The sequence below is a fragment of the Bacteroides reticulotermitis JCM 10512 genome, assembly GCF_000517545.1.
Classification (GTDB): Bacteria; Bacteroidota; Bacteroidia; order Bacteroidales; family Bacteroidaceae; genus Bacteroides; species Bacteroides reticulotermitis.
The window spans coordinates 42636-58346 of the sequence record NZ_BAIV01000018.1; the positions used below are offsets into that span (position 1 = coordinate 42636).

A 15711-nucleotide genomic window follows, 5' to 3' on the forward strand; every position below is an offset into this window, starting at 1 on the left:
GTTTACAGAAGCGTTACTTCTTCTGTTTTTCTTGTTCTTTCTCGGCCTTACGCTTATTGACGTAATCCTTGAACATCTGTCTCCAATTGCGTCCGTGGTCGTTGAAGTACTGTTCGCAGTTGTTCTTATAGATCTCAAATACGGCCGAAATCTGTTTCATATTCTTGTAGTCGATCGCTTGTTCGCGAGCCAACTTCAGTTGCTCAAGTACATAAGTAGTCTCCGCTTCGGTCATGTTGGGGACAATAGCCTGATAACCTTTCAACGTAAAGGCAACTTTGCCTACGGTGTACTTATCCAGAATGAGTTCAATCTGTTCCTCGGTCAATACTCTACGAAGCTCCTTCATCAAACGTTCGTGCACCTCTTTCGGCATGGCAGAGTCCGCAATCATTTCGCGGTCGAGCTGACTCAACGGTTTACCAGTCAGCGGATTCATACCGGCGGGAATGGTAGTATACGGATGATCGTTGTGCCAATCGCGCACTTTACGTAAGTGGTTGTAGATGGCTGTTACGGCAAAACTAGCTTTTTGATCGTCTTTCAGATTCAGGGAAGCAACCCAATCCATCGCTTTCTTTTCGAGCGAAGCATCTGAATTCAGTTTGGCAAAAGCCTTCTTGTCGAAATAAGCCGATACCTTCTCGAACGAACGAATTGCGTTAGCCGGAAGAAGCTCGCCTTTCGTTCCGAAGCTATACATAGCCGATTCGGGTTCGATAGTTACCTTGTTTTCATCCCACATCTTCTTATTGAGTTGGAATACGTCAGCGAAAAACGCATATACCGCATTCCGCTTGTTCGGGCCAAAGTCGTGACTCTCTTGGGCAAGATGTACGTTTTGTACCTTATCCGTTGCCTGATAGAATCCATAAATACGCTGTAAATATGGGAATTCCAGTGTGGGAACGCTAGCTGTCCAGTCGCCCCCATCGGAAACAACCAATTGCGGACGCGGAGCGAACGCGGCAGCCAATTCGGCATTACATGTCCCTCCGGCAGCCAATTGGATAGGCATACCGCTTTCACACGGACATCCTCCGTCGAAATGAGAGGCAAGGCTGACAACAGGAGCCGAAGCCGTGAAACGATTGTCCAATGCAGTCAGCAAAACAGTCTGCGTACCACCTCCGGAACCACCGTTTGCTCCGATGCGGGTATGATCAATATCTTTACGAGAAGCAAGCATATAGTCCAGAATCAGTAAGCCGTTCATTGCCTGAATGACGTGTGCGGCACTGCTACGATGTGCGGCTCCTCCGACTTGCAAAGCAGACTCGCCCCAACCAAAAAGGTCGAAGTCAACACAGATAGCTCCCATACGTGCCAGCGTACCCATACGTTGCTGTTGATCTTTCCGGTAACGTCCGCCACCGAAATGGCCGTTCGGGCAAATGATAAGCGCATGTTGTCCCTTTGCCTGCGGGGTATAGATGGAACCACAAACATAGAGTCCGGGCAATGTTTCGAGTGCGAAGTTCTGCACCGTATAGCCATCGAACTTGCGTATCTTAGAAAGAATTGGTTTCGCCTTTACACATTGGGCAAGCAGCCCATCGATCTGGAGACGCTGGCGCACCTCTTTTCTGAGCGAATCGGCACGCAGTTCGAAAGCCTCTTTATTGGCATATAGCGTATTGAGGTAGGTAAGCATTTTCTCGCCGTCTTCATCGGTCCGACGAGGGTATTCATACGCTTTGAGCTTGTACATATTGCCTTTCTGCTTGACAAACTTATAGTCGAAAGGTGCAAGTACATTCGTCAGTGACTCTTCTGCGGAATAGGGACGAATACGGAAATCGGCGTAAGGCAATACTTTGCCTACCGTGTCAATGTCGTATTTCAACCGAATGCCGAAACGATTTTGAATATCGTTCAACACTTCGTTCAAAGGACGGGCAAACTCAGTTTCATAAGTTTGTGCCTGCGCTCCTGCCGATAGAGATGTGGCAAGAAGCATGGAAAATAGTATTCGTTTCATTTCTCTAAGTTGATAATTAACGCATTCTCCGTTCGCATCCGGCATTCAAAATAAACCTGCGAAGCGACCGGAGATGCTTATCTATTATTTCAGTTTAATTTCTTCACCGTTAACGACGACATCATTCAGCGTGATGCGTTCGCAGTTCTCAAAGACACAAGCTTGCTTTCCGCCTTGGATGTGTATGTCGCGAAGCACAATATCCGAGATGGGCGCTTCTTCAAGTCCAACGATTTTAATCGGCGTCTTCACGCCCGTTACCGTCATACCACTGATATGCACATTGCGAAAGATGGGTGTACGTTCGGACTTCGGTTCATCCGGCATCTTACTGTACTTCAAATCCAACACTACGGCTTCTTGCTTGATGTTACTCATTACAATGTTACTTACGCGGATATCTTCAACGATCCCACCGCGTCCACGGGAAGATTTGAGACGGATTCCACGATCAGTACCGTCGAACACGCAGTTGGAAATAGTTACTTTGCGAACGCTTCCACTCATCTCACTGCCGATAACGACTCCCCCGTGACCGGAAAGCATCGTACAATTAGTAATGGTGATATTCTCACAAGGAACACCGATGCGACGTGCTTGTGCGTCTCTGCCCGATTTAAGGGTAATGCAATCGTCGCCAACGGAGATGTGACAATCGCTGATGTGAACATTCCGGCAAGATTCCGGATTGATACCGTCGGTATTGGGCGAAGGTACGTTGTGAATGGTAATTCCTTTCACCTTTACATTCTCGCAGAACTCAGGGTTGACCGTCCAGAACGGAGAATTGATAATCTTAATGCCTTCGATCTTCACATTCTTGCAGCGCACCGGCTGAATAAACGGAGGACGGAAGAAACGGCGTTGCAAGGTATTGATATAATCTTCGTTTGTTTCGGCGTAAATAGCTTTCGTATCATTTTCCTTATCCCACATGGGTTGGTATTTGTTGATATCACGCATACCGTTATCTTTCAGGTCGATCATCACGCGGAAGAACTCCATCCACCATTTCTTTCCCTGTCCGTCTAAGGTTCCTTCACCTTTGATCGTGATGTTCTCGGCATCTACGGCATAGATCAGCGGTTGGAAACTCTTCATCATCACCCCCTCGTGGCGCACTTCAACAAAAGGCAAATAGTTGTCAAAGTCGTCCGAGAAGAGCAAAGTAGCTCCGGCTCCCAAGTCGAGCGTAATGTTACTTTTCAGGTGAATGCTCCCGGTCAGGTAAGTTCCGGCAGGGAAATAAAGTGTACCTCCACCGTTTGCGTTCAAACGGTTAATGGTCGAATTGATCAGTTTGGTATTCAAGGTTTTCCCATTTGCCTTAGCTCCTGCTTTCAGCATATCGACGCGCTCCGCACGCAAAGCAACAGCGGTGCACAGACAAAGAAGGGATAAAAAGAGTGTTCGTATTCTCATTATATTGTATTTTACAAATTATAGTACAAGCGCACGCTTGCCGAATCAGTTTCCGGGCAAGCTGACAGTAAACTTATGCGTACCGCTTTCTACCTTGCGAGGTTCTTTCTCACCGGGCACAGACACAACAGCCGTCGTATTGACAGGTACCGCAACATGCAGCGTAAACACGCCATTCTGATGCGTCCAATCGACAGAAACCGTTCCGTAAAGCGTCTCGTAAGTAGATTTCACATAAGCCAGATCACCTACCGGCTGGGGAGCGATCCGGAAAGTCTGATAACCTTCGCACACTTCTTTCTGATCCTCAGTCGTGAGAACGGTAGAAGTTGCGGGACGAATACCAACCAACGAGTTAAAGAACCATTCGTCAATCTGTCCCATCATGAAGTGATTCCAAGAGGAACCTTGACGGGGATCCCATTGTTCGGTCAGTGTGGTCGCACCGAATTTCAATTGGAAACCGTAGCCCGGCGCTTCTTCGTGATTGAACATCTTATAGATTAATTCATTCTCACCGTGACGTGCCAAGGTTTGAATCAGATACCGATTGCCGACATCTCCGGTAGTCAACCGGTTCCCGTGAGCTTCCACATCTTTCACCAGATTCATAAACACTTGGTTGTTCAAGGCTTGATTCTCACCGGAGATTCCCTGCCCATCTGTATTCTTAATCATATGTAGGAACAACGGCAGTGCGTTGCTGCACTGGCTTCCTGTACCATACTGTGCCGTGTGGTCATCGAAGAATGTTTGATTGAAAGCCTTCTTTATATCATTCGCCAAAGCGCTGTAATGATTCACATCGTATGTATTGCCTACCAATGCAGCGGCTTTTACCAGATATTGTATCGTCATGTAGTAATGAGCGGTGGCAACCAGCGGCACGGGTGTATTGCGTGAGAAACCTGCACGGAAGTCTCCATAATCGTACCAGTCGCCCAGTCCGAAAGAAAGAATACCCTTGTCCGCACGAGTCGTCAGGTAGTCCGCATAGCGACGCATGTTCTGATAATACGTTCTGATTAGCGTGTCATCACCATACGTCTCGTAATACATGAACGGAAAGATGACCAACGCGCCACCCCATTCGGGCGATTCGGCGAATGCATCCATGCCCGGACCTTCAAACACAACGTATTCGGGTGCGGTTGTCGGCATGGCTCCATTAGCGTGCTGTGCGTCCGCCATGTTCTGCATGATTTGCGGACCGAAAGCTGCCAAGTCATAATTGTACAACAGTCCGGGACCGTTGAGATGTACTTGTTCCAACCAGCCGAGCTTCTCACGGTGCGGACAGTCTGTGAACACCGACTGCATATTACTCCGCACAGCCTTTTCGATCAAGCGGTGAGCCGCATTGAAGATCGGATTCGAACTATCGAAAGTCGATACTTTCTTCGCTGAGTTATAAATGAAACAAGACTGTATTTGCTTTACTACGGGAAGCTTCTGCGGATTCTTCTGGCCTTTCAACACGGCACCTTCCACTTGTATGTAACGGAAGCCGTAATACGAGAAACGTGGATGCCAGGTTTCATCTCCTTCGCCTTTGAGCGTATATTCGTAATAGTGTTGGCGACCGGTTTGACGTTGGTCGCATGCTCCTTCACTCGTCAGTGCTTCGGCAACCAGCAAAGTAATTTTCTGTCCTTTCTTACCACGTACGGTTATCTCCGGGAAACCGGCTAAGTTCTGCCCCATATCCAAAACCAGTGCCGAAGGATCGACCGTTCGTTTGGTTGATTTGCATGCGGCGGTTACTTCTTCCGGTGTCAATTTCGTTACTTTCTGAATGCCATAACGCTCCATTATCTTCACAGGAGCGGCCTTTTGCGGGCGAAGTACTCCCTTAGGAGCTTCTTGGAGAACAACCGAATGCCAGCGGTTATCATTAAAACCGGCTTGGTTCCATCCTTTTTGCTCCCGACGAGCATCGTAATCCTCACCTCCATAGATACAGTTGAAGGTTATCGGACTTAGATCATATTTCCACTGGTCGTCCGAATAGATCGTTTCCTTACTTCCATCTTCGTAATTGATCTCCAACGTAAACAAGAGTGTGGGAGGCCCGAAGCTGATTTGCAGTTTGCGGTAGCGTCCGCCCTGCACATTATAAAAACCGTTGCCTAACAGAATCCCGGCAACATTCTCTCCACGCTTCAAGAGTGTTGTTACGTCGTAGGTATTATAATAAACACTTTTATCATAATCACTCCAAAGCGGGGCGAACTCGCTCTCTCCTACCTTTTTCCCATTCAATGAAAATTCGTAGAAGCCAAGTCCGCAGACATAAGCCGTAGCTTCGGCAATCTTTTTATTGGCTTGGAATGCTCGACGCAGACTAATGCTTTTCTTTGCCAAGGTGTCTACAGCATCCCAAGCGGCTTTCACTTCGGGCTTCTTCAATTCACTTCCATGAAATCTTCGGCCTTCGGGCAGATGAGCATCTGCACGGGTTATCGCTCCGATCCATTTACCGGAGGAAAGGTTTTCGGGAGCTAAGCGAAACTTCGCTTCCCCACTCCATGCCGAAGGTGTGTCTGTTTCATCCCAAACACGTACCTTCCATATATAATTATAGGAACCGTTACGGCTGAGTTTAGCCACATTGGTAGATACTAGCTGACTTTGTGAAGAGATTACTTTTCCACTATTCCAAACGGAGCGGTTTGTACAAGCCTCACGTATATCAAGCTCGTAGGCTGTTTGTCGTGTACCATTCTGCGGTGATTCCATCACCCATCAAGCGGGGATGAGTTTCGACCACTACCAGTCCTTCTTGCATTTCACATGTAAGACGACTTATCGTTATGTTCTTTGCCTGCACGCAGAATGGCAGGCAAAGAAGCAATAAAAGTATTTGTTTTCTTATATTCATTATTTCAATCATTCACTATTTCAACACATCCGGACAGACGATTCGGGTTAGCTTATCTGCATGTCCGACCTCTTTGCCATCAACAAAAATACGGAATCCTTTGCCATAATGGTAGCGATCTCCATTTTTATCCCAAAGAATAGTCAGGTTGTGTCCATGATAAAGCACATTATCCAGACAGAACCAATCCCACTTGCCTTCCGGAATCAACGGATTCACTTCAATCGTGTTGTCCAAGCGAGGACGTAAACCGATCAGTCCGGTAATCATCAGATCATTGAATGTGGAGTGGTTATAGTAACGGCTACGTTCCTGATCGCCTTTCAACCAATAACCGGTCACTTCATCCAGGTATTCGCCAATATACGGACGGCCGCGATGATATTGGGACTCTACATACAATTCCATCTGACGAAAGTAAACGCTATCTGTCAAAGCACGGAACAGTTCGTCGTTCTTGGCACTTGGCTGATAATGGTTCAGGTAGTTGCCCAATGCCGTCAAGGTCTGTGCCGAAGCAAACGGCCAGATCGCTCCATCCCATTCGCACTTACCTACTCCACGGGTACGGAACTCGGGATGACGACGTTCGGCTGTAGTCAATCCATAAGGAGCTGCAAAACCGTTTTCGTCCATTACTTCTTTCCAAGCAGAGTCGTACTTATCTGCGTCCGGTAGATTGAAATACCAGGGCATGTAACCGATGGCTTCACGCACATTGGCTGAAGAATCCGTACGCATCGTTTCGAAGAAGTTGTGACGGGTGTTCCACAGTTTGTCTTGTACCAGTTGCTTCAGCGTATCTGCTTTCAAGCCGTAGGTCATAGCCATTCCTTCATCTCCGGAAAGAACTCCCATCAATGAAAGCGCTTTGGCATTACCATACATATAGCTGTTGATTGTCGGACGAGCATATTTCTTCTTACGTCCTCCACTGATCGACTCTTCCATACCATCCTGCACATCACCTTGCCAGTACAGGCCATTTGATAGGCGGTTGGTACGCTCCCAACGTTTGTATTCCGTATCCAAATCTTTCTTCATGTCAAGCATGAATTCCCGTTTTCCATCTACCATGTAGCGAGCTAGTACGGCATCGGCATTCCAAGAGCTGAACTTATCCATCTTCTTCATCGGTCCGCCCTCGTTGCCACGATACCAGGTATGGATGATCTGATCCAAGTATTTGGGATCACGCAACCAACGGCTTTCATAGATATGGTGACCGATGGCACAAGCAATCAAGTTGTACTTATCCGAATAAGAGCGTTGTACAAGGAATTCGGTCATGCCGTAGCCTACCGGAGTCTCTTTGATGTGCTTGCGCAAGCTCCACCAACGGTAGTAATACATCTCTTCAAAGTTGTGCTGAGGACATTCAAATAGCGGAATGTTCTCTTCCATCCATTCGGACGCCTGAGCATTGGGAATAGCCTGAGCGATATTCTCATCTTCCATACCATTGAAGTAATCGGTATAGCGGGCAAAGTTTTCATATTTCAAGACTGCCGAAGTCGCATCTTTATCGACTGAGGATGTTTTCACATTGGCAATGCGATATTCTACCAAAGGGGCTTGTGAACCAGCATCAGCTACATCATAATCCTGATCGGCCGGTGTGTCTACGGTAGGGAATGTACGTGGTATGCCGGTACGGAAAGAAATTCGTTCAATGGAAGCTACGGGAGCATAGAACATACGCAATCCAACGCGCTTTCCATCAACAGATACTTGGATATTCCGATCCGCAACCGAAAGGACTGCTTCTACATGGTAAGTCTTTCCGGCTTCATATTTCATCATATTACCGAAACGTGAACCTCCTTTTGCACGGAATGTTCCGTCATCAGTCATTTCCAAGCGAGAACAAGCAATTCCATTCTCATCCAGGAAGTCTATCTGAAGAGTTCCCTTATCGTTTTGTCCGGCTTGCAGGTCGAAAGAGACTTTCAACTCTTTAGAAGCCGGTATCTTACGTTCTACTTTGGCATAATCAAACGGATCTTTATCCTGCAAAGTCAGCCACTGACCGGATAAAGAAACCGGAGCCCATACCGGAGAATAGATATTCCAATTGGTTAGATCGGATAGCTTCTTGCAGTCGGCGAAGTTGTCATTGGCATGTGCTGATGCGTTCAACTCAACCGGAACCGGGATGCGGGAGATCCACATATCTTCTTTGTTCACACTGTAAGCCACCCAGAGATCTTTATCAGCCGGCACTCCGTTGCCTTCCTGAATACCGCGAACATATTGCGGTCCGTACGATTTATAGTTGCCCCCATAACGCATGGGAGGTATTTCTCCATTTACAAGGTTCAGTGTTGTATATTCCAAACCGTCTTTACTCAGGGAGATAGCGAGCGGCCAACGGAATTCTGACGGGTTATATACAGTAGCATAGGTACCGTCACTTAGGCGTTGTCCCCATATCTTAGCATTGCTATTTACAAAGCCCTTAGCTCGTAATACATGTTCGGCCCATGTGTGTCCGCCATCTGCACTGATTGATGTCAACGCGTGCTTCCACAGACTGGCTATTTTTCCATCGGGCAGCGTATAGCAATTAAAAGCTTTATAGCCTTTCTTCAGTGGAATTAGCGGATCTTCACGGTCAGCCTCTTCCACCCATTGCATCATATACAAGGGGTTATCGAGTATTTCCTGACACGACTTAACGAATTCACGATCTTTGCTTTTCTTGAAATTGGGATAGTCCGTGTTCTTTTCACTAAAGCCGTGGTTGTAATAGATAAAGTAGATCGGACCGTAAGAACCATCCTTTTTGATCTCGCGGACTACACGTCCAATTCCATTGCCATCATTGGGATCGTCTTTCTTGTCTAACGCCACTCCATAATTTCCCATAGTAATGAGCCGTCCTGACTTAGACACATAAAAGCCAACACGTTGATGCATGATTGCGATCAAGTCTTTGGCTTTAACGCCCGGATAGGTATCTTTCGTATACCCGTCCGGTACTTTGTAAGGAGGAAATACGACTTCCGGATTTGTCCATTGATACCCATCTTTTGAAGTCATCAGGAATGTTTGAGAAGGTGGTACATGCTCGTCTACCGGATCAGCCAGATATTGATAAAAGAACTGTCCGTTCCAATAGGCCAACATCGGTTGGTGATTGTAGGTCCATCCGCTACCGTTGGAAGCATCCGGATGTTCGCGATTGGCGCGTACCAACTGGATATTGTGTACACCTACCACCGGTGACAGTTGTCCGTCATGGTAAGTAGGGTTCGATAATTCTTTGCCAGTGTAATGTATTAGATCTTGTGCTGACATGGTAACTGATAACCAACCGGCTGCCAGCAAACAAAGAACCTTTGCAGAATTATTCATGATATATTATAGGTTTTTAATTATTTCTTCTCGCTTTCCTTGATCAGGTTCTTCACTACTGATTCGGAAGCTTTAAAAATGGTGCCGTGTTTATGTCCTACCGGAACGCTCACCTGCTGGGTTGCATCGGTAAACTGTTTGAAATCCTTTGTACGTACTGCACCATATATCTTTCTCTTATATACATCAAAATAGATCAAATAGTCATCTCCTATCTTCTCTACGGATGGTCCTTCAACAAAAGACTCCGTGAAAGGTTCAGACGCCGGGCTATAAGGTCCTTCGGCTGATTCGGCAAACGCCACTTTCAAGTTACGTTCGGGACGTGTATTGTCTTTAAGTACCATTACATAATCTTTGGGTGCTCGCTTGACAATAACCGCATCGATGGAACTGAAGCCGGGATCATACAAAACCTTAGCCTTAGAGACGGTTTTGAAATCCTTGGTCTTGATGTAATAAAGTCGATGATTATTGTCCTCATCTTCGATACCGCGTTCAAACCGTCCGGGAATACATGATGCCCACACAACCATAAACTCTTGCGTTTCGTCATCATAAAAGATTTCAGGCGCCCATACATTTACCGTTGTCGGCTCATCGGCCATTACCGGAATTGTCTGTTGCTCCGACCAATGTACGAGGTCTTTGGAATGGGCATACCCGAAGCCCAGGTCTCCTTTCCAGCTTGTTGTCCAAACCAAATGAAAGGTTCCATCAGGCGTTCTGACCATGGAAGGGTCGCGCATCAATTGATGTTTCCCTAACTCCGGTTTAAGCCATGTGCCGGCAATCGTATCCCAACGCAATCCATCTTCACTATATAAATAACGCAGTCCCTCATCTGCCGGTTCATGAAAAGAAGTGAACATATAATATTCCTTCGGAGCCTGACACGATGCCAAGCATAATAAACCTAAAGCCGCAACAATATTTCTTATCTTTTTCATTTACGCGATTTCTTCTCTTATATACTTTCTTTGTTTATGATGAGACGGAGTACAAATGCATTTGTACTCAAATATCCTCGTCTATTTTGCGATAGCTACCCTATGATCAGTTGCAAGAAGGGGACTGTTCATCAAGAACAGTCCCCTTCGCCATCAAACAAACTAACCATTATATATAATGGGAAAGTGTTCTTTCTTTGCAGATCTTTTACAAGGATCCGCCACGTGCTTTAACTCGTTTGTACCATGCTTCACGCTCTTTGGTCAAGTCATATCCGCGTTTAGCCAAGTAGTTATTGATTCTACCTTTGTACTTACCGAACGCAGCATGTTTCTTATTTGAGTTTTCCGCATCCAGTGCAAACTCGCGAGCTTCGACCAACCAAGCATAAATCTGTGCCTTCTCGTCTTCCTTCAAAGTCGGAATCATATCGAGCGTGGCCTCATAAGTCACCTTAACAACGCCATAAGTCATTCCATCTTTCACGGCTTCTATCTGCTTCTCGTTTAAGAAGAGCGATAGATTGGCAGGAAAAGCAAAATGCGAACGGTATAGAGCGCCATCCTTTTCATCTTCGGCAGCTTTCAGTGTTTCGGTCTTTGTATTGCCGGTCAGCCCGGAATCTTTTACCTTCTGCACTTTCGCATCCCGTACTTCGTAAATATCATTCAGCTCGAAATAACGGTTAGCTATCGTATAGCACACCTCTTGAGCTACCTTTTTATCAGTAATCCCCAATTGGTCTACAATCTTTTGCGAACGGTTCACGATAGACTCTACGTACTTCGGATCGCGATTTTCTTTGTTCAGATCGACTGCTCCGGCTGACATCCAGCCGAAACAGAAGAGTAAACAACTTATTATTACTTTTTTCATCAATCTTATTTTTTTAGGTAAGGCGCCGAAGGGAAATCCGGCTCCGGCACCTTGCCGGCAATTACATTAACTTTCCTTTTTCAGCTAATGTGTCGTAGTTGTTCTTCAAGTCAGACCAATCAATTCTGTTCTTAGTGCTGATACCATTGATGTATTTCTCAAGGTTGGTGTATCCGTCACCTGTACAGTCTTTGTTGGCATCACTCGGATCATTCGGATTCAAGCCGTTAGCTTTCTCCCAAGCATCCGGCATACCATCACCGTCTGTATCTACATACGGAGTGCCTTTGTATTCAGGATAACCACCCATCTGACGAATATCAGTAATGATACCTTGCTTATATGAATCCTTAGGCATACGACGGTATCTGAACTGGCCATCATCACCAATTGATTTCGGAGACAAACCTGTTATATCGCCATTTGCATTCTTGGCAACCTTCTTGTCATAATAAGGAACACCGGTTTTTACTTCATCAATAATACGTTCGTCTACAATATCACGAGTAGGAATATTAGCACCTACATGCTTTGTTACATAATCGTAAGCATCATTAGCAGATGTGATATCGATATAAGGCATAGCAAACGGAACATTGCTTCTCATCTTTTCAGTGTATCCGTCTGTATTTGTCTGAGTCTCAATTTGGATACCACCATTCCAGTTATCAGCAGTGACTTTAGCGTTACCTTCCATTACATTACCATCCGCATATACACGGCCATAAACTTTATAGTTCAATTTGCTACGTCCTGCTTCCGGTTTCAAGATACGAGCACCTACGTTGTCATTTTTAGGAGTAGCCGGTCCCGGTTTGTAGTAGTTGTTGATCATGTTGAACATAGCAGTGTAATCACCACCATCTACCGAACGGTGTACCCAGTTGAATACAACGTTATTGACGAAGTTAAACACGCCATTCCATCCTACTGAAGGGTTACGTCCTGAATTACTAGCCCAAAGGTTGCGTACAAACGCACAGTTCTCACCGCCCAATGTGCTACCGAATGCATGGTTGTAAGTATCCAGTGCTTTGGCTGAGATTGTATTTTGAATGGTTACGTTTACAGTACCCAACTTTTCGTCTTTGCTTTCATACTGTCCTTCACTTGGATCGTACATGTGGCGATAGAAGGAAATGTTTTCATCCAATCCCCATGTACAAGAACAGTGGTCGATCATAATGTTTCCAATCGGATTACCACCGAAGGAGTCATCACGATGCTAACTTTTGTTTCGCCACGACGGAAACGCATATGACGTACGATTACATCATGTGTATCTACCCAAAAAGATTCACCTGCAATACAAACGCCATCACCCGGAGCTGTTTGTCCGGCAATTGTTACATAAGGAGCGCGAACAATAATCGGCGAGTTCAAACGAATAACACCTGCCACATTGAATACAATGGTACGAGCACCGCCTGTTTCACAAGCTTCACGGAAAGAGCCCGGACCACGATCATTCAAATTGGTAACTGTAATTACTTTACCTCCACGACCGCCGAAAGTGTACATACCACCTCCCTCAGCTCCCGGGAATGAAGGGATTCTAGCTTGTGGCAAATCGTAAGGACGAGAAGCCCATGAAATGTACGGGCGGCCTTCTTTTGCTTCTTTTTCAACAATAGGCAACGCTTTTGCCCATGCTTCATCAGAAAGACGACGTTCTTCCGTCATCATCTTTTTATAATCCTCTTTTGCTTCGTCGGTAATCTGCGGGTATTGTGCCCAGACGGACTTCGGAGTCAGCATTGCGACAGCACAAACTGCCAGAAATACATGTTTCTTTTTCATTTTCTTATTGGGTTTAGCCAGATTGTAATTTCAAAAATACAATAATAAGACGAAATAGAAAAAGAAATGTAATCAGCTAAATCTAATAATTTACTTTTTTATAGGATAGATTACCAAGTTTGCTCATTCAACCCGGTTTTTCACCAGTTGCAATGTATATCTCAATAATAAAAGAAGCGCCTCCAACTTCCTGGTTACAGGTTGTTGAAGGCGCACTTCTTATTTAATCGGATATAGTCCGAAATCTTATTCTGCTAATGGGTCATACGTTCCGTTGGCACCACCATTCACGTAATCTCCCCAACCAATAGTTTGCTTTAAAGTTGCATTAGCATTTTGCGCTCCTTGATAGAGACCTAAAAGATAATACTTTGGATAGAATTTCATATATTTTTCTCCCTTATCAGAAGTATAGGCATCTCCCTTTTTCTTCTTACGAGTCAAATAAGTAGCATAAAAATTCTTCAATCCAGTTTGCTGAGTAGAAAGGTCCTTTGTCAAATCTATAGCAGCAGGACGAGTTGCTACTCCATATAACGGATCCGGGTTAGTACCACCAATAGCCCACTCTTTTCCTCCGAGACCATTCTTATTGCTATTGTTTACACGGAACTCAAGATTGTCACGACGCTGTCCGTTAAGAGGTGTAAAGCCCAAATAAGTGCAAGTATTTCCACCCCAACCGGTCAATGTCCATGAATCAGGCGCACCTGCAACCTTTTCCACACCTCCATCAAACAACATCCAACGACGCAAATCGTCAAAACGCTTTCCTTCATAAGCCAATTCCACTTGGCGTTCGTATAAAACAGCAGCCATACATGCGGCCTGATCACTCAACAAATTACTTTGTAAACCACAATCACCTGTATATCCTACGCGTGTACGTATTTTCTTTAGCTGTTCAACAGCTATATCCATATGACCGGCTCCACAAGCAGCTTCAGCATAGTTCAGCAAAACTTCAGCATACCGAAGCTCAATATAAGGATTTGCAGAATACTTAAATCCATTCGCAGCTTCATATCTATATCGTGGGCTATTAACATCGGCATCATCAGAACGTTTGCGGATATAGAAACCCTTAGCATTACCTAATAAATTATCTGCTCCATATGTACTTCCACTTTCCACATTATCTCTATCAGTTTCGGTGGTATACCACACATAGTTCCATAACTCATATTCAGAACCATTATATGGATTATTGTTTTTCTCATTTCTTGGGTCACCACTAAACTTCCAACGTACTCCAGGGAAAGCGAATGTACGATAGAAACGTGGATCTCTATTTAAGAATGGTGCTTCTGAATCATATGAAATTTCTGAAGAGGCCAATTTTGTATAAGTGGTTGTCGAGCCAGGCTTTTTACCATCAGACATTGGGAACATATCTACCAGCATTGCAGAAGGTGTTTTTCCTCCACCACCTAGTGTATTCGAAGGGCGAATTCCATTTTCCCATGCATTATTTTTGCTAAAGTCTGCAGAACTTGCTGAAGCGAGTGTATTATAAAGCGTCACAAATACAGCTTCAGAATTTCCTTCAACAGTAGAAAAGATATTAGCCCAACCTGATGCATTCGCTCCTGGATTATTCTCGTTATACAGGCCATATCCACATGCATTTAGAGTTGCTATTGACTCTCCTATTACTTCATAAGCTTTCTCCCAACGCGTTACATCATTTTTCCGATTGAATACCGGGCTTGCATACAGTAATAGAAGACGTCCTTTCAGTGCTAGTGCAGTTCCTGAAGTTACACGACCAAAATCCGAAGAGGTCCATCCCCCATTCGTTGTGAACGGAGCAAGTAGTTCAGCAGATAAGTCTAAGTCTTCACATATAAAGTCAACACATTCTTTGGTTGTAGAACGAGGAACAACTGATCCGGATACAATTTCTTGCACTTCTTTAATGATAGGTACACCGCCATACCATTTAACCAGATTATAGTAACACCAAGCACGGAAAAAATAGACCTGTCCCAATAACTTACTTTTTTCTTCTTGAGTAAGCGTACTGTTTGTTATGCCCCGAATTACATCGTTACAATTGCGAATACGCCCCCAGACCATGGTTTGAATATTTCCACTTGAACCATGAAAATAATCAGGTACCGGATTGTTTCCTTGTTGATAAGTCAGTTCGGCATCTGGATCTACAAATACTCCAAAGCCACTATACTCCTCTGTTGATTTAGCCTGAGTATCAGCCAATCCTGTACTGTTGTATTTCCAACTGGGATCAGCATTTGCATCAGGCAGGCACCACATGTAAATGTCTGCTACACGAGCTAGTGCGCCACTATAATAATTGTACGAATCCGCATTAGCATTATCATAATTCTTTTTATCTTGCAAGAATTGATCACTGCATGAGCTAAAAACCCCGGCTGTTATCAAAGCTATGCTAAGAATTCTTATATTTTTCTTTTTCATT

The 15711-nt window shown here is 45.0% G+C and carries 6 protein-coding genes and 2 pseudogenes; all 8 read right to left on the reverse strand.

Going from position 1 to position 15711, the window contains the following annotated elements; all coding sequences use genetic code 11:
• Window positions 1-13 precede the first annotated feature (13 nt).
• The gene (locus JCM10512_RS11955) at window positions 14-1981 is read right to left on the reverse strand and encodes a 6-O-methylesterase (RefSeq protein WP_044163402.1); all 1968 of its coding nucleotides are present in this window, start codon (window positions 1979-1981) and stop codon (window positions 14-16) included.
• A gap of 84 nt (window positions 1982-2065) precedes the next feature.
• The gene (locus JCM10512_RS11960; protein WP_044163353.1) at window positions 2066-3403 is read right to left on the reverse strand and encodes a glycoside hydrolase family 28 protein; all 1338 of its coding nucleotides are present in this window, start codon (window positions 3401-3403) and stop codon (window positions 2066-2068) included.
• Between the two features lie 45 nt (window positions 3404-3448).
• A pseudogene (locus JCM10512_RS11965) lies at window positions 3449-6284 on the reverse strand (glycoside hydrolase family 78 protein).
• 15 nt (window positions 6285-6299) lie between these two features.
• A complete protein-coding gene (locus JCM10512_RS11970; protein WP_044163355.1) occupies window positions 6300-9641 on the reverse strand; it encodes an MGH1-like glycoside hydrolase domain-containing protein in 3342 nt (1113 codons plus the stop codon).
• A gap of 20 nt (window positions 9642-9661) precedes the next feature.
• A complete protein-coding gene (locus tag JCM10512_RS11975; RefSeq protein WP_044163357.1) occupies window positions 9662-10591 on the reverse strand; it encodes a glycoside hydrolase family 43 protein in 930 nt (309 codons plus the stop codon).
• A gap of 208 nt (window positions 10592-10799) precedes the next feature.
• On the reverse strand, window positions 10800-11468 hold the full coding sequence (locus JCM10512_RS11980; RefSeq protein ID WP_044163359.1) for a DUF3826 domain-containing protein: 669 nt from the start codon (window positions 11466-11468) through the stop codon (window positions 10800-10802).
• 61 nt (window positions 11469-11529) lie between these two features.
• Window positions 11530-13268: pseudogene (locus JCM10512_RS11985) on the reverse strand (polysaccharide lyase).
• 246 nt (window positions 13269-13514) lie between these two features.
• Complete coding sequence (locus JCM10512_RS11990; protein ID WP_044163361.1) at window positions 13515-15710, reverse strand: RagB/SusD family nutrient uptake outer membrane protein; 2196 nt, start codon at window positions 15708-15710, stop codon at window positions 13515-13517.
• Window position 15711: the final 1 nt, after the last annotated feature.